Source organism: Paenibacillus sp. 32O-W (assembly GCF_007679495.1).
In the GTDB taxonomy this organism is placed as follows: domain Bacteria; phylum Bacillota; class Bacilli; order Paenibacillales; family NBRC-103111; genus Paenibacillus_L; species Paenibacillus_L residui.
Map to the genome: position 1 here is coordinate 70,525 of NZ_VEGP01000012.1, position 14,828 is coordinate 85,352.

The following is a 14,828-nucleotide window of genomic DNA, read 5'->3' on the forward strand; positions in this document are numbered from 1 at the left end:
CATTATTTTCGGTCTCCAATCACCCGATCCCCCCTGGAATTAGAAAAAAGATGTATTTTTTCAGGCATTGCTGCGGACCACGGGCAAAATGGCCAAAAGCATGCACAATTGCAGGCTTTCTGTCCGCCGCTGCGTTTCCGCTGCGTTAACATGGCGTCAACATATATTTTTACCGGCATAAAACCTAACTTTAGATTGATTTCTGCTGGAAGGAGGGAGACACCTGTGCTCTCCATTGCAACATGGGTGAAGTGACGGGAAGCGAGCCAATTCTCGAAATTGGATTGTCCTTCGTTGTTATGTCTTTCGAAACTTTTACAGTGGATTAATATCCCTATAACATAAGCTTGAAAATCGCGTGAGATAATGAGAAAAAAGGCTGAATGGAGGAGTAATTATGGGGACCATCCAAGTTGACCGATTAGTCAGGCTGCTGATCGTCGCCCTGTCGTTCCTGACTCTGCTCATTACGCTGTACACAATGACTCATCCGGAGCCGTCTGCCAACCGAAACGAACACACCAAGATCATACGAGAGAAGGTGGTCTGATTGCAGCATTGGATTGGGAAAATAAGGGAAAACGAAATTCGTTTACTGTACTTTATTAACGGGAAAATGAGATCCCGATGGATGGATAGAACCATGTCCGCCATTACTCATCTGGGAGGGGCTATGTTTACGGTCGCCCTGCTGATGGCTCTGCCGTTGGCCTTCCCGTTCGGATGGGACGGAATCGTCTCCTTGACGGCGAGCCATCTGGCGGTGCAGGCAGCCAAAAGATCCTTCGGCCGGACAAGGCCATACGTTACGCTTCCCCACCTGCAGGCTCCGGCCAAGCTTCTCTCGGACCATTCCTTCCCATCCGGCCATACGACAGCCATCTTCTCGGCCGCCACTTCCATCAGCCTGGCTGTTCCTTCGATTGCTCCGGCTATGTATCTAGCCGCGTTTGCCGTAGGCTGGTCCAGAATATATCTCGGACATCACTATCCTTCGGATGTCGTCTTCGGTGCGGTGACCGGCACCGGATTTGCCGTGGCTGCCCGTTATGCTTTCCAGCATTTATTCGGATAGCGCGGATGAACGGGCTTCTCTGTTTTCTTAATTTTTACTGCAAGAGACGTCCAGAAAAAGGAGATTCACTCCAACGCCTGTGAACAATCCGCAGGAATGATTGCGGCCGGCAGCGAATAAAAATAGAGTGGCATTTCATTCCCCGGATATTCCGGAGAGGAGGGCGGGGGTTGGAGACTTTTGGCAGGGGCTGTTTGTATATTATTATTGGCATCGTCCTATTGCTTCTGTTGGCGTTTCTGATAGGGGGCAGCATTACGATTCCGTGGTTTATTGCCATTCCGCTGATTGTTCTGGCATTCTGGGCTGCCGGCAGGAGAAGCGGAAAGTGACGTCGAACACTGTCGGCCGCCGAATGCTGTCGTTGAAAAATTCCGCCTTTTCCATAGCATATGAAGGCTTGCTGCACCCCTTAATGTCAGCGCTTATCGTCTCGGGGAGGGGACTTTCGGGAGCCGGGAGACAGCGGCGAGTTGGTTTCCCGGTCCATTCGTTCCCGGTATTCACTGGGGGAAATCCCCAATCTTGAGCGAAATACACGGTGGAAATAGGAGTAGCTCTGGAAGCCGCAAAATTCCGCAATCTGCTCAAGCGTCATGGAGCTGTATTCCATCCTTTCCCTGGCAATGGAGAGCCGGACCTCTATTGCGTAGTCGATGATCGCTTTGCCGTGAGTTTCTTTGAACAAATGGCTGGCCCGGGACGGGCTGATCCCTACCGATTCGGCGACTTGCTTCAACGTTATCGGCTCTGTCGCATGCTGCTCGACATATTCTTTCAGCCGGTAAGGGATGGAAGACAGAGAAGATTTCTTCGGTGATTGTCTGGTTTCATCCAGCAGCCGGTCGATGGTCAGGCACAGAATTTGGCTGTAGCAGGTCAAGATTTCCTCGCTTTGGTCGTTAACTCTTCTTTTCTCTTGTACGATCTGTCTCCAAATCGCTAACAGCCGCTCATCGGGTGCTATATTTACTTTCGTAGGGCGATCACGAATCCTCCACCATTGATCGAACCATTCCCCGACGACCATCAAATAATAGTCCGAGCTGTGGATTTTGCTTAATCTCTTCAAAGAGTTCGGATTCTGGTAGCCTACGATCAATTCATAAGGGTCCGAAGGACGCAGAAGAAGCAGGTCTCCGGGCTGGATCCATTCATATTTGTCCCGTACCCATACGAAACAGTTTCCCTGGGTTTGCCATCGTAATAAGTAGCAGTTTAATCCTTTTTTCTCGCTAACGGTATGAGGCTTGTTATGTCTGGAATAGCCTGCCGTGAGCACATGCCTCTCTGCAAAATATGCCGTTCCATGCATTGCAGCAACTCCTTCCAGGTTATTATTATAGCAAGATAGTTCATGATATAGTGAGATCATTCATTCTCATTATAGTTAACCCGGGTTTAGAATGAAAGCAAGGTTCGGGGCAAATCAGTAGATTAAATGGCGTAAAATATTTCATGTAGAGGAGAATGGCCATGGGGCGAATGGGGATCGGCCTGCAGATGTATACTTTGCGGGACGAAACGGCGCGTGATTTTCCAGGCACACTGAGAAAAGTAGCCGCACTCGGCTATGAAGGCGTAGAGTTTGCCGGATATGGAGGAATGACACCGCCACAATTAAAAAACCTATTGGAAGAGCTTCAGTTGAGAGCAATTGGAAGTCATGTTTCCGTCAGCGATTTGAAGGACAGGCTGGAAGAGGTTGTTGAAATGAATGCCGCTATCGGCGCCTCCTATGTTGTATGTCCTTATTTAACCGTGGAGCAGCGTTCCGAGGGAGCCCTTGCGGATACGGTATCCTTGTTCCAGAAGGCCAGCCGTGAATTGGCCAAGCACGGGATTCGCTTCGGATACCACAATCACGACTTCGAATTGACCGAGACCGTTGGCGGCGAGAGGCTCTTTGACCGGCTGTTCGGCATGATGAGTAACGAAGAATGCTTTGTCGAAATGGACGTATGCTGGGTGCATCACGGGGGACAGGATCCGCTGGAATATATTCGCAAATATGCGGGAAGAGTGCCTCTAATTCACTTGAAGGATATGCGGACTCTGGAGGATGGCAAGGCTCAAACCGTTGAACTGGGCCAAGGAGAAATTGACCTTCCGGCGGTCATATCGGCGGCAGGCTCGGCCGGTGCCGAATGGTTGATCGTGGAACAGGACCATTGTCAGAATCCGCCTCTGGAGAGCATTGAAACCAGTATGCGCTGGCTGAAAACCAATTACTTATAATCAAATGATTGGAGGATTACGATGACGACTAAATATCGGGTAGCTATTATTGGCTGTGGCGGGATTGCCAACGGCAAGCATATGCCAAGTCTCGCCAAGATCGACAAGGTAGAAATGGTGGCGTTTTGCGATATCGATCTGCAGAAAGCGCAGGAGGCCGCTCAGAAATTCGGCACTGCGGATGCGAAAGTTTATGAGGATTATAAGGAGCTGCTGGCCGACGGTTCGATCGACATCGTTCATGTCTGCACACCTAACGATTCCCATGCCGATATTTCCATTGCCGCATTGGAATCCGGAAAGCATGTCATGTGCGAGAAGCCGATGGCCAAGACGGCAGCCGACGCCAGAAGAATGGTGGAAGCAGCCAAAAGGACGGGCAAGAAGCTGACGATCGGATACCAGAACCGTTTCCGCACCGACAGCCAATATTTGCACCAGGTTTGCCGGGACGGCGAGCTGGGTGACATTTACTTTGCCAAGGCTCATGCGATTCGCCGCCGTGCCGTGCCGACGTGGGGAGTCTTCCTGGATGAAGAGAAGCAGGGTGGAGGCCCGCTCATTGATATCGGTACGCATGCTTTGGATTTGACCCTTTGGATGATGAACAATTACAAGCCCAAGGCGGTTCTCGGAACGGCTTTCCATAAGCTGTCGAGCAAAGCGGATGCGGCGAATGCCTGGGGCCCTTGGGATCCTCAGAAGTTTACGGTCGAGGATTCGGCTTTCGGCATGATTACGATGGAGAACGGCGCAACGATCATACTGGAATCCAGCTGGGCGTTGAACATGCGTCAGGTCGGCGAAGCCAAATGTACTCTCTGCGGGACCGAAGGCGGAGCGGACATGTGGGACGGATTGACGATCAACGGCGAGAAGCGGAGCCGGCTTTATGAAAATAAAATTTCGCTGAACAGCGGCGGAGTCGCTTTCTACGAAGGAAAATCGGTCAGTGAAGCCGATCTGGAAGCCAGACTGTGGATTGAGGCCATCGAGAATGATACCGATCCGGTAGTTACACCGGAGCAAGCCTGCGTCGTTTCGGAAATTTTAGAGGCGATCTATGAATCTTCCAAGTCAGGCAAAGCAGTTTACTTCGATAAATGATTTGGAAAAGGGGGCTGTCCTTGTTAAAGAGGACGCCCTTTTTCTTACCACATTAGAAAGTTTTGTTCATTAAAGCGTTAAAATGGAACAACTTTCTAATTGGCATAAAAAGCTACCTTTAAAACCGGGTTATTCGTCTTCGAAGAGGCTCCGTTAGGAGCTTTTTTTAAAATATAGGAAAGTATAAGTTTTCATCTATACCTGTTCTTATATTTCATCGGTAAACGCTCCCGTCCTAAGGACGGCGATAGCCGTTTATCCTTGTCCCTGGTTGTCGCATCCATGAATCACCGATAGAATATCGTGCCGATGCCCGGAATAAGCGCGTATATGCATTTTTATTTAAGCCGTTCTTTACCAAAGCCCGGCAAACCAATCACTCTTACACCTGAGAGGAGCGTCTTATCCCTCCGCTTCGCCGGACTCCTTGGAAATGCTGGGCTTGGGCCGGAATTGGGTAGGAGGCATGCCGGACCAGCGGCGAAATTGTCTGGAGAAATGACTAATGGAGCCGAAGCCGAGCCGCGAAGAAATCTCCTCTATCGTCATGTCGCTGTTCACCAGCAGCTGCTTGGCTTTGTTCAGCTTTAACCGGCTTAAATACTGGCGCGGCGGGATACCGTAAACGCGGGTGAAAATTTTGCTGCATTGACTCCGGCTAAGGTGAAGCTCTTCTGCTATATCCGAGATGGAGCCGGAGGCAAATATCATGGAACGCAATTTCTCCTCAATCGCGTGAGCGGTATCCGCTTCCGATTGGGTAGCTTCATTAGGGATAGACGGAGAGCTCTGCTGGACGGCGGCGGCACCGGCTGAGGAGAAACGGATAAATTCTCTCACGATCAGCAAGGTATAGGCTTGCAGAGCCATTTGATTATCCGAGGTAAGCTCTATGCGCCCCCCGTCGGGTACAGCTTCCAAGGTGCCGTTAGCGGCAGACTGTCCGTTAACCGGAAGTAAGCTTCGTAACAGCAGCAGCTCCATTTCTTTCATATACAGGGGCAGACTCGAATGCTCCGAATCCTGCTTGGTGATATGTCTATATTTGGAGCCGCTTAACAGCTTGCGCAGCTTGGGGTCATCGATATCAAAATGAAGATTGAAAAAGGAATAAGTTTCTTCGGAGATGTTCTGCATCTGATGCCGGACCCCCGACTGCAGCAGCAGCCAATCGCCCGCATGCAGATCAAGCTTTCTTCCGTTGATCATATGAGTAACGCTTCCGCTCCAGCAGTACAGAAGCTCAAAAAGATAATGATGATGGTTAGGGAAAGACCAGCCCTGAGGCTTGACACTGAAGTGGCAGCCGACGATTTGCAGCGTACTGGTTATGTTTGGGAAATGGACGTCGATATTCACCGCAATCCTCCTAACTGACGGAGCGACTATAAGATTTCAACTAAAGTGATTATACCACTGCCGCAGCAAAAATGTGCAAAAATAAGGATGCTTTGCTAATTGTACAAATGTCCCGGGCTTTCTATTATAAAAGTATGGATATTATGACTATTTGATAACGGAGGGTTCCTATGGGACAGTTTGCGGTTAGCGGTAAGCAATTTACGTATGACGGAAAGCCGGTTCAGCTTCTATCGGGAGCGATTCATTATTTCCGGATCGTCCCGGAATATTGGAGAGACCGGCTGCTGAAGCTGAAGGCCTGCGGCTTGAACACCGTTGAAACGTATGTGGTTTGGAACGTTCATGAGCCGAATGAAGGGCAATTCAACTTCTCCGGCCAGGCCGACCTAGTTCGGTTTATTGAGATCGCGGGCGAGCTGGGCCTGTACGTGATTGTGCGTCCAAGTCCTTATATTTGTGCGGAGTGGGAATTCGGCGGATTGCCGGCCTGGCTGTTGAGCGAGCCGGATATGAAGCTTCGCTGCTACCATAAGCCTTTCCTCGATAAAGTGGATGCGTACTACGATGTGCTGCTGCCGAAACTCAAGCCGCTGCTGTGTACGAACGGCGGACCTATTATCGCCATGCAAATCGAGAACGAATACGGCAGCTACGGCAACGATAAGCGATATTTGGAATATCTTAAAGACGGCATGATTCGTCGCGGAGTGGATGTATTGTTGTTTACATCGGACGGACCTACCGACGTTATGCTGCAGGGCGGTATGGTTGACGGGGTGCTGGCAACGGTCAACTTCGGCTCCCGGACCGAAGAATCTTTCTCCAAGCTGCTGGAATACCAGCCGGACAAGCCGCTCATGTGCATGGAGTATTGGAACGGGTGGTTCGATCATTGGGGGGAAGAGCATCATACGAGAGATGCGAAGGATGCCGCCGCCGTTTTGGACGATATGCTGAAGATCGGTGCATCGGTCAATTTCTATATGTTCCATGGCGGAACGAACTTCGGTTTCTATAACGGGGCTAATTATGGTGGTTTTTATGAACCGACAGTGACCAGCTACGATTATGATTCGGCTCTGAGCGAGAATGGGGAGCTGACGGAGAAATATTATGCCTTCCGGGAGGTTATCGGCAAGTACGCTGAAGTGGATGAGTCGATTCTGCCGGAACCGATCCGCAAGAAAGCTTATGGCCGGATACCGTTAACCGCGAGCGCAGAGTTATTCGACAGCCTGTCCCTGCTTTCCCGTCCGGTGGAAAGAACCTGTCCGGAGCCGATGGAGAAGCTGGGGCAGAATTACGGATTCATTCTGTACACGACCCGGGTGTCGGGACCGAGAGAGAAGGCGAGCCTCATCCTGCAGGAGGTTCACGACCGGGCGCTCGTTTTCCTGGACGGCGAGTATAAAGGGGTTCTGGAGAGATGGGATAAGGAATCCAAGGTCGAACTGGAAATCCCTAAGGAGGGGGCCGAGCTGAGCATTCTCGTTGAAAATATGGGAAGGGTCAACTACGGACCGAAGTTAAAAGACTACAAAGGAATTACGGAGGCGGTCCGGTTAGGCTATCAGGCTCTGTATCACTGGACGATTCATACGCTTCCGTTGGATGATCTCTCTCCGCTGAAGTTTCAGAAGAGCGGTCCCGTTTCTGAGAAGCCGGTGTTCTACCGGGGAACCTTCCAGGTGGAGGAGGCGGCGGACACCTTCCTCGATATGTCCGGCTGGACTAAAGGGGTAGCCTATATTAACGGATTTAACCTTGGGCGGTACTGGAAGCGCGGTCCGCAGCAAACGCTGTACATCCCGGGTCCGTTGCTAAAAGAAGGCGAGAATGAAATAGTCATCTTCGAGCTGCATGGAACCGATGAAGCGGCCGTTACGCTGACAGACCGGCCTAACCTGGGGCAAAAAGCTTGACGCTATACCTCCTCACCTTTTGCGGTGAGGGGGTTTTTCTATTTAGGGCTAAGAATATCACTTGTCGCGAGTTTCGATTCGACTCCTACTGGCCGTACTTTTCTTGCCATAAATCACGCCATTCAATAAAGCTCAAGCCGGTGACTTCCTCAAGGGTCTGGCCATCGATGGAATAATATGCGCTAGTCTCTTGAGTTACTTGTACTGTCCTATTCTACGGGTAGCTTGTATAATCAAATTATCCTGATGAAGAGAGCCGGCAACGATAAATTGTTATTCAGAACGTGTAAAGGCAGAAGAAGTTCGTGCGGTCGTGCGGTTTTTCAAAAAACAGCGGAGAAAGGATGATTCAGATGAAAATTTCCCTATATTCGGATGATTCCCATTTAACGGAAGCCCCTTCCATAACCGCTTATTGGGCGGATGGAGAAGGGCCGAAGCCGGCTATGATCGTATGCCCGGGAGGAGGCTACAGACATAAAGCGAAACATGAAGGAGAACCGGTCGCCCGTTGGCTGAACGGAATCGGCATTACCGCCTTCGTTCTCGATTACCGGGTGGCGCCGCATCGTCATCCGCTGCCATTGTCCGATGCTCAACGGGCCATTCGATTGGTCCGGCATCGGGCTGCAGATTGGGGCGTGGATCCGTCCCGAATCGGCATTCTCGGATTTTCCGCGGGCGGGCATCTCGCAGCATCCGCCGGAACAATGGAAGCCCCGGCCGCTTCGGGGAACACTGATCCTGTTGAACGGGAAAGCACCCGTCCCGATCTGATGGTTCTGTGCTACCCGGTCATTACCTTCGGGGAAGGCGGGCATGAAGGTTCCCGCCTCAACCTGCTGGGGCCCGATCCATCGCCGGAGCTTCGGGCACAGCTTTCGGTTGAAAACCGGGTAAGTGCCGATACACCACCTGCATTTGTATGGCATACGGCGGATGATCTGAGCGTACCCGTTCAGAACAGCCTGAAGTTTGTAAACGCGCTGGCAAGCTTCGGCATTCCGTTCGAGCTGCATGTATTCCCGCATGGCCGTCATGGTCTGGGATTAGCCGAAGAAGACGAACATGTTCAGCAGTGGACGCGGCTATGTGCCGCATGGCTCCGAAAGAATGGATTTTAGGCAGTAGCGGCCTCCGCCCGAGTGGATTTATTCCGCGAAGTCCGCAAAGGCAGTCTCTAGCGACTTTCTGCGACTTTCCGGATAGAGTGCTCTAAGGAGGGGGAGTTCCCCGCATTAGTCCCTGCCGTGGATGGCCCGTGTTCCGGATTAGCGGATTTGCTTGCGGTATGCAGTAGGACTCTTCCCATAGTGGGAAGTAAACTGTTTGGTAAAATAATACGGACTTTGAAAGCCGACATCCTCGGCGATTTCAGCGACCGTACGTGAAGTGAATTCAAGCAGCCGCGCGGCTTGCCGCAGCCGGATTTTTGCCCGGGTGGCTGCAATTGAATCGCCTACCTGTTCTTTGAATAAATGTGCAAGGCGGGAAGGCGATAATTGCACCTGGCGGGCTAACCCGGCAATGCTGAAGGATTGCTTCAAGTCACGGGTAATTATTCCGAGCACTTCTTCGATTCTTGGATCCAGCCTCTTGGCCGTATCATTGACTCTCTGTGCCAGCAGCAGAATCATTTCCTCCATCGCGTTAAGGGCAAGCAGCCCGGAGTACGGCTGCTCTAACCTGCAATCCCCGATCATCCTTTCGAATACGGCTTGTAACCGTGCTTCTGCGGAAGCATCGTTCAACCGGACAATCAACAGTCCGGGATGCGGCTCCGGCCAAGCCAGCCATTCCAGCCAGGAAGGCTGGGGAATAAAATGAGCCCAATAAAACTCCCACATCGTCCCTTCGCCGGCAGCATAGTGATGAACGGTGCCCGGCTTCAGCACGACGATATCTCCTCTATGACATGTCCAATTCCGCTCACCGATCCAATACGAACCGCTTCCAGAGAGGGTGTAGGTAATCAACCAGTCTCTGGTACCTCTTGAACGGTACACCCGATAGCCATCGGGCTCGGAGTAATGATCCGAAACGAGTATGCCCGGAGCGGGGCTTGCCGTTTCGACAGCAGGATCGTTAAGGAATTCAGCCATTTCCAGCATTCCTCCCTTCTCCATCTCATTCTACAATGAAAGCATCCGATCCAGAAGGCCTGAATCCTTGCAAAGGGGGGATCGCCGTCGGACAATGCCATGCCGTGTGGCGGGAACCGCACGCTTTTTCGGTGAAGACTGCCGATAGCCGGTGAAGATTGCCGACAACGAGAAGCCCGGCCCGGATCGAATGATTGAAATTCGGCAAAATTTTATAAGAAGGAGAGGGAAAAGAGATGGAGAGTAGTTTGTCAATGGAGGCGGGTAACGAAAGGTACAAAATGCAGTTTGCAAGCGAGGGTTATACGATAGTCAGAGGACTGTTAAGCGAACCGGAGGTAGGAGAGATTAAAGAGACCTTTATGGAAATGCATCGACAAGGCCCGATTCCAGGTTATTTCGCACCGGTTTCCGCAGAGGAATCCGGAGGCGATATTCTGAAACAATTTCCGCGGGTTATGCACCCCCACCGGTTCAATGAATTGGCTAAGCGCTATATGCTTCATCCGGATATCATGAATGTCTTGGAGGATTTATTGGAGGAAGAGCCGATCGCGGCGCAAAGCATGTTTTATTTCAAGCCCCCCGGTGCCCGGGGTCAGGCGCTGCACCAAGATAATTTCTATTTGAAGGTTCAGCCCGGCACATGTATAGCGGCTTGGGCAGCAATAGATCCGTCGGATGAGGAAAACGGAGGAATTATGCTGGTGCCCGGTTCTCACCGACTCGATATTGAGTGCCCGCATTTGGCTGACCCGAGTGTTTCCTTTTCCAAGGAAGAAGTAAATGTACCTGAAGGGATGAAGGTCATCCCTTCCCGGCTCAACGCGGGCGATGTTCTGTTCTTTAACGGCAGCGTTATTCACGGTTCTTATCCGAACCGTTCCGCCAACCGGTTTCGCCGTTCTTTTATTTGCCATTATGCGGGAATATCCGCTCGCCAAATCGGTCAATTCTATAACCCGTTATATACTAGAGACGGTCAATTGCTGGAATTGGAAGGAAATCCGGATTCGGGCCCTTGCGGGTCGGAATTTGGTACTCCTGCGGAAGCCCACTGAGGATAGAATCTACGTCAACTTCGCCGAAATATTAATGGAAAAGGGACAGACCGGAAGCAGATTCCGTTGCTTACACGGTTTACCTCTATATCGAGGCTTTGGACTGTTATCCCCTTGCCTCAGAAAAGCGAGATGACCATGAATTCCATCGGCTAGATTCCTTCCAGCCCGTTAAATTTCTGTTTCATAACAAGAAAGATCACACCCCTCCAGATGATACTGAGCTAACGGGATAACAGCCAAAGGATCGGGGAGAGCGTACGGGCCTGCCATAAATGTACTGAGCGAATGGGATAACAGCCAGAGGGACGAAGAAAGCGTACGGGCCAACCTTAAAGGTACTGAGTGAACGGGATAACAGCCAAAGGAGCCTAGAAATCAGTCCGGCAAAACGGCCATTCCTCCACCGAACCCTCCGGTAGAGTTTTTTTCATAAAAACAGGGAAAAAGGAGAATAATTGTTATGTCTTAACAATTATGGGACCAGAGGTGGATTTTCATGCAGGAATGGCTCGAAGTGGCGCTGCGCACATTGACGGCTGTCGTCATTTTATTCGTGTTGACCAAGCTGCTGGGCAAAAGACAAGTTACTCAGCTTTCGGTCTTCGAATACATTACGGGAATTACCATCGGGAGCTTGGCCGCTTATATTTCCCTCGATCTTGAAGCGAACTGGTATCTGGGAATCGTCGCTTTGGTCGTGTGGGTAGGCGTCTCTCTGGGAGCGGAATTTCTTCAGATCAAAAGCAAGAGATTCAGAAACTGGATTGACGGGAAAGGGACGATCCTGATCAAGGACGGCAAAATAATGGAGGACAATCTGAAGAAGGAGCGTCTCTCCACGGACGAGCTGCTGGAGCAGCTTCGCAGGAAGAACGCCTTCCGGGCGGCGGATGTTGAATTCGCCGTTATGGAGCCTAGCGGGGAAATCAATGTGCTGCTTAAGCGGGAAAACCAGCCGATCACGCCGCGTCACTTGGGGATCAAGGTCGGACCCGAGCAGGAGCCTCAGACGGTAATTATGGACGGCGTTATCATGGATGAGCCGTTGGCCACCATCGGGCTCAGCCGAGAATGGCTCAAAACGGAGCTGGAGAAGCTGGGAGTCGCACAGGAGAACGTATTTCTCGGACAAGTGGACACCTACGGGCAGTTATACGTCGATTTGTTCGATGATCTGATCAAAGTTCCCGAGCCCTCGCAGAAAGCCGCTTTGCTGGCCACTCTCAAGAAATGCGAAGCCGATCTGGAAATGTTCGCTCTGTCCTCCGAGGATAAAGAAGCGAAGGAAATGTACGGCCGCTGTTCGGAGGTCATGCAGGAAGTCATACTCGAAGTCAGACCGCTATTAACCGGTTAGTTCGAATTCGTGGTCAATCCGTTGAGGATCGTATCGATGTTCCATTTCATCATCTTAAGATAAGTATCTCCGTCCGTCCCCGGTTTTCCGAGGGAATCGGTAAATACTGTGCCTCCTATCGGAGCACCCGTATCCTCGGAAACCATCTCCATGCTGCGCGGGTCTACGCTTGTTTCCAGGAACAGGACGGGCACCTGCTTATCGCGGATTAGATCGATGATTGTAATAAGCTGGGACGGCGTTCCCTGCTTTTCCGAGTTGATTTCCCATATATATTGCGCTTCGAAGCCATAAGCCCGGCTGAAATACTTGAAGGCTCCTTCGCTGGTGACCAAAATGCGCTTATCTTCAGGAATGTCGTTAAAGCGTTCCACAGCTTCCCGATGAAGCTTATCGAGCTCAGCGATGTACAGCTCGGCGTTAGCCTTATAATCCGTCTCATGCTCCGGGTCTATAAGAATCAAAGCATCGCGGACATTCTCGGCGTAACGGATTCCGTTGCGGATATCGAGCCAGGCATGGGGGTCTATTTCTCCTTCGCTGCCGGCCGATGTGAGGAACAGCGGTTCTACACCGTCGCTTATCTGGAATACGGGTGCATCGGGGCCGTCCTTATGGGTGGCCTCAAGCAATTTTTCAAACCAGGAGTTGCCGGCTTCCAAATTCATGCCGTTATAGAAGACCGCGTCCGCATCCGCCGTATTCTTGACATCGGCGGGAAGGGGATCGTATTCATGCGGGTCGGAGCCGACGGGGGCAAGGCTGACGACTTCTACCCGGTCTCCTCCGACATTTCGGACAATGTCATAAATGATGGAATAGGTGGCAACGACCTTGAGCTTGTCATTCTGCTGTCCGAAGGAGCCGCCGGAAGAATCCGTTGGACGGTTATCGGGGGTGCATCCCGCAACCCACAGCAGAACGAGGAGTAACAAAGTGATTTTTACGATAATCGGTCTCAACTCTCTCCCTCCAACTCTCCATTTCATGAACCGAGCATCGCCTTTTTCCGCCGTGTCCTTATCGTGCGAATGAGCAGCCCTTGTTTCGGAGACAGCATAAATGCGGCAAAGAACAAAACGGTCGCAACAATGACGATACTGGCCCCGGAAGCCAAATTATAGACGTAGCTGATATACATTCCGGCGATCGATGAAATAACCCCGAACAAGGACGACAGATAGATCATGATCCACAGCCTGTTGGTCAGCAAGTATGCCGTGGCTGCAGGCGTAATCAGCATGGCTACGACGAGAATAATCCCCACCGTTTGCAGGGAAGCGACGGTCACCATCGTCAGCAAGGTCATCAGGATATAGTGGATCAACCGGTTAGGTAATCCGTAAGCTGCCGACATGGTCGGGTCGAAGGTGCTGACCAGCAGCTCTTTGTAGAATAAATGAATCGTCCCGATGACTACAATCCCGATAATTAATGTAAACCACATTTCGGAGGCCCGGACAGCCAGCACATTGCCAAACAGAATATGGTATAGATCGGTGCTGCTCTTCAACAGGGTGATCAAAATAATTCCCAAAGCAAAAGCGAAAGTAAACATGATACCGATCGAAATATCGTTCTTGATCCGGCTGTTCTGGCTGACGAAGCCGATGCCGACCGCGGTCAATATTCCCGTGGCGACGGCGCCGATAAAAAAGTTAATGCCCAGCATATAAGAAATGGCTACCCCGGGAAGAACCGCGTGGGAGATGGCATCCCCCATCAAAGCCATGCCGCGCAGAATGATGAAGCAGCCGATCACGCCGCAGATAATACCGACCATGATAGAGGTCAGAAGGGCCTTCTGCATAAAGCCATAGTTCATAATGGCATCGATAAAAGTCATCATAGGCCCACCCCCAATTCTTTCATAAACGAAAATTCGCCGCGATAGGCTCTGGCCAGAATGTCCGGGCGGAACACATCTTCCACCGGGCCGAAGCTGATCAGCTCCCGGTTTAGCAGGATCAATTGGTTAAAATAGGCGCTCGCCTTATTCAAGTCGTGATGCACGACGATGATCGTTTTGCCGCTGTCCTTCAACTGCTTCAGAATAGCGATAATCGTCTCTTCGCTGGCCAGATCGACACCGACGAACGGTTCATCCAGGAAGAAAATTTCCGATTGCTGGGCCAATGCCCTCGCAAGAAACACGCGCTGCTGCTGGCCCCCTGACAATTCACCGATTTGCCGCCGGCTGAAGGCTTCCATTCCGACCCGCTCAAGACATTGATAGGCCCATTCCCGCTGTTCCTTCTTCGGACGCCTGAACAGGCCCAGTTTGGGATAGGTGCCGAGAAGAACCGTATCCAGCACCGTGATGGGAAAGGTCCAATCGATATCGTTGCGCTGCGGAACATAGGCGATCTGCTTGCGAATCTCGGCAATCGATTTATCAAAGTACGTAATGTTGCCTTTGTCTTTCGGAATCAGATCGAGCAGCGCTTTTAACAAAGTCGATTTCCCGGCGCCGTTCGGGCCGATGACTCCGACCAGATTACCCGGGGCAAGAGAGAAGGATACATCTTTGATCGCTTCGTTCCCATGGTAGGAAACATAAAGATGCTCGACGGTAATAGCTGCGGACATTGTTCGTCACCT

The 14,828-nt window shown here is 51.2% G+C and carries 15 protein-coding genes; 9 read left to right on the forward strand and 6 right to left on the reverse strand.

From position 1 onward, the window contains the following. Positions 1–397 precede the first annotated feature (397 nt). The 3 genes from FS806_RS25670 (at position 398) to FS806_RS25675 (ending at position 1,407) form a co-directional block, all read left to right on the forward strand. Complete coding sequence (locus FS806_RS25670) at positions 398–550, forward strand: hypothetical protein (RefSeq protein ID WP_186328247.1); 153 nt, start codon at positions 398–400, stop codon at positions 548–550. Between the two features lie 81 nt (positions 551–631). Next, the gene (locus FS806_RS07210; RefSeq protein ID WP_186328248.1) at positions 632–1,075 is read left to right on the forward strand and encodes a phosphatase PAP2 family protein; all 444 of its coding nucleotides are present in this window, start codon (positions 632–634) and stop codon (positions 1,073–1,075) included. A 170-nt stretch (positions 1,076–1,245) separates the two neighbouring features. Next, positions 1,246–1,407, forward strand: coding sequence for a hypothetical protein (locus FS806_RS25675; protein ID WP_186328249.1), 162 nt, complete (start codon positions 1,246–1,248; stop codon positions 1,405–1,407). Positions 1,408–1,493: 86 nt separating this feature from the next. On the opposite strand, the gene FS806_RS07215 is transcribed toward FS806_RS25675, so the two are convergent. Beyond that, positions 1,494–2,390: an AraC family transcriptional regulator gene (locus FS806_RS07215; protein ID WP_186328250.1), complete on the reverse strand. Its 897-nt coding sequence runs from the start codon at positions 2,388–2,390 to the stop codon at positions 1,494–1,496. Between the two features lie 161 nt (positions 2,391–2,551). On the opposite strand from FS806_RS07215, the gene FS806_RS07220 reads away from it, so the two are divergent. Both FS806_RS07220 and FS806_RS07225 read left to right on the forward strand, forming a co-directional pair. Further along, the gene (locus FS806_RS07220; protein ID WP_144933953.1) at positions 2,552–3,313 is read left to right on the forward strand and encodes a sugar phosphate isomerase/epimerase family protein; all 762 of its coding nucleotides are present in this window, start codon (positions 2,552–2,554) and stop codon (positions 3,311–3,313) included. Between the two features lie 21 nt (positions 3,314–3,334). Then, a complete protein-coding gene (locus FS806_RS07225; protein WP_144933955.1) occupies positions 3,335–4,420 on the forward strand; it encodes a Gfo/Idh/MocA family protein in 1,086 nt (361 codons plus the stop codon). A 402-nt stretch (positions 4,421–4,822) separates the two neighbouring features. On the opposite strand, the gene FS806_RS07230 is transcribed toward FS806_RS07225, so the two are convergent. Continuing rightward, the gene (locus tag FS806_RS07230) at positions 4,823–5,779 is read right to left on the reverse strand and encodes an AraC family transcriptional regulator (RefSeq protein ID WP_144933957.1); all 957 of its coding nucleotides are present in this window, start codon (positions 5,777–5,779) and stop codon (positions 4,823–4,825) included. A gap of 170 nt (positions 5,780–5,949) precedes the next feature. On the opposite strand from FS806_RS07230, the gene FS806_RS07235 reads away from it, so the two are divergent. Both FS806_RS07235 and FS806_RS07245 read left to right on the forward strand, forming a co-directional pair. After that, complete coding sequence (locus tag FS806_RS07235) at positions 5,950–7,704, forward strand: glycoside hydrolase family 35 protein (RefSeq protein WP_144933960.1); 1,755 nt, start codon at positions 5,950–5,952, stop codon at positions 7,702–7,704. A 353-nt stretch (positions 7,705–8,057) separates the two neighbouring features. Continuing rightward, positions 8,058–8,828: an alpha/beta hydrolase gene (locus tag FS806_RS07245; protein ID WP_260982019.1), complete on the forward strand. Its 771-nt coding sequence runs from the start codon at positions 8,058–8,060 to the stop codon at positions 8,826–8,828. Between the two features lie 147 nt (positions 8,829–8,975). Here the strand turns inward: FS806_RS07245 and FS806_RS07250 are convergent, their stop codons facing one another. Continuing rightward, positions 8,976–9,806, reverse strand: a complete 831-nt coding sequence (locus tag FS806_RS07250; RefSeq protein WP_186328251.1) for a helix-turn-helix domain-containing protein — start codon at positions 9,804–9,806, stop codon at positions 8,976–8,978. Positions 9,807–10,042: 236 nt separating this feature from the next. On the opposite strand from FS806_RS07250, the gene FS806_RS07255 reads away from it, so the two are divergent. Beyond that, entirely contained in the window at positions 10,043–10,867 is an 825-nt protein-coding gene (locus FS806_RS07255) for a phytanoyl-CoA dioxygenase family protein (RefSeq protein ID WP_260982020.1), read from the forward strand. A gap of 499 nt (positions 10,868–11,366) precedes the next feature. Then, positions 11,367–12,227 carry a DUF421 domain-containing protein gene (locus FS806_RS07260; RefSeq protein ID WP_144933966.1) on the forward strand — a complete coding sequence of 287 codons (861 nt, stop codon included), beginning with the start codon at positions 11,367–11,369 and terminating at the stop codon, positions 12,225–12,227. Here FS806_RS07260 and FS806_RS07265 read toward each other — a convergent pair. From FS806_RS07265 to FS806_RS07275, 3 genes are read right to left on the reverse strand one after another with little or no spacing between them, the layout of a single operon-like run. Further along, positions 12,224–13,216, reverse strand: coding sequence for a metal ABC transporter substrate-binding protein (locus tag FS806_RS07265; protein ID WP_144933968.1), 993 nt, complete (start codon positions 13,214–13,216; stop codon positions 12,224–12,226). The genes FS806_RS07260 and FS806_RS07265 overlap by 4 nt on opposite strands. Next, on the reverse strand, positions 13,213–14,073 hold the full coding sequence (locus FS806_RS07270; RefSeq protein WP_144934024.1) for a metal ABC transporter permease: 861 nt from the start codon (positions 14,071–14,073) through the stop codon (positions 13,213–13,215). The genes FS806_RS07265 and FS806_RS07270 overlap by 4 nt, the downstream gene beginning before the upstream one ends. Continuing rightward, the gene (locus FS806_RS07275) at positions 14,073–14,816 is read right to left on the reverse strand and encodes a metal ABC transporter ATP-binding protein (RefSeq protein ID WP_144933970.1); all 744 of its coding nucleotides are present in this window, start codon (positions 14,814–14,816) and stop codon (positions 14,073–14,075) included. Before FS806_RS07275 ends, FS806_RS07270 begins: the two co-directional genes overlap by 1 nt. Between the last annotated feature and the right edge of the window lie 12 nt (positions 14,817–14,828).

Coding starts and splice junctions, on each gene's coding strand:
- FS806_RS07265 (WP_144933968.1), bottom strand. CDS start 13,216: ATGAAATGGAGAGTTGGAGGGAGAGAGTTGAGACCGATTATCGTAAAA.
- FS806_RS07270 (WP_144934024.1), bottom strand. CDS start 14,073: ATGACTTTTATCGATGCCATTATGAACTATGGCTTTATGCAGAAGGCC.
- FS806_RS07255 (WP_260982020.1), top strand. CDS start 10,043: ATGGAGAGTAGTTTGTCAATGGAGGCGGGTAACGAAAGGTACAAAATG.
- FS806_RS07225 (WP_144933955.1), top strand. CDS start 3,335: ATGACGACTAAATATCGGGTAGCTATTATTGGCTGTGGCGGGATTGCC.
- FS806_RS25670 (WP_186328247.1), top strand. CDS start 398: ATGGGGACCATCCAAGTTGACCGATTAGTCAGGCTGCTGATCGTCGCC.
- FS806_RS07260 (WP_144933966.1), top strand. CDS start 11,367: ATGCAGGAATGGCTCGAAGTGGCGCTGCGCACATTGACGGCTGTCGTC.
- FS806_RS07235 (WP_144933960.1), top strand. CDS start 5,950: ATGGGACAGTTTGCGGTTAGCGGTAAGCAATTTACGTATGACGGAAAG.
- FS806_RS07275 (WP_144933970.1), bottom strand. CDS start 14,816: ATGTCCGCAGCTATTACCGTCGAGCATCTTTATGTTTCCTACCATGGG.
- FS806_RS07215 (WP_186328250.1), bottom strand. CDS start 2,390: ATGCATGGAACGGCATATTTTGCAGAGAGGCATGTGCTCACGGCAGGC.
- FS806_RS07210 (WP_186328248.1), top strand. CDS start 632: ATGGATAGAACCATGTCCGCCATTACTCATCTGGGAGGGGCTATGTTT.
- FS806_RS07245 (WP_260982019.1), top strand. CDS start 8,058: ATGAAAATTTCCCTATATTCGGATGATTCCCATTTAACGGAAGCCCCT.
- FS806_RS07250 (WP_186328251.1), bottom strand. CDS start 9,806: ATGGCTGAATTCCTTAACGATCCTGCTGTCGAAACGGCAAGCCCCGCT.
- FS806_RS07220 (WP_144933953.1), top strand. CDS start 2,552: ATGGGGCGAATGGGGATCGGCCTGCAGATGTATACTTTGCGGGACGAA.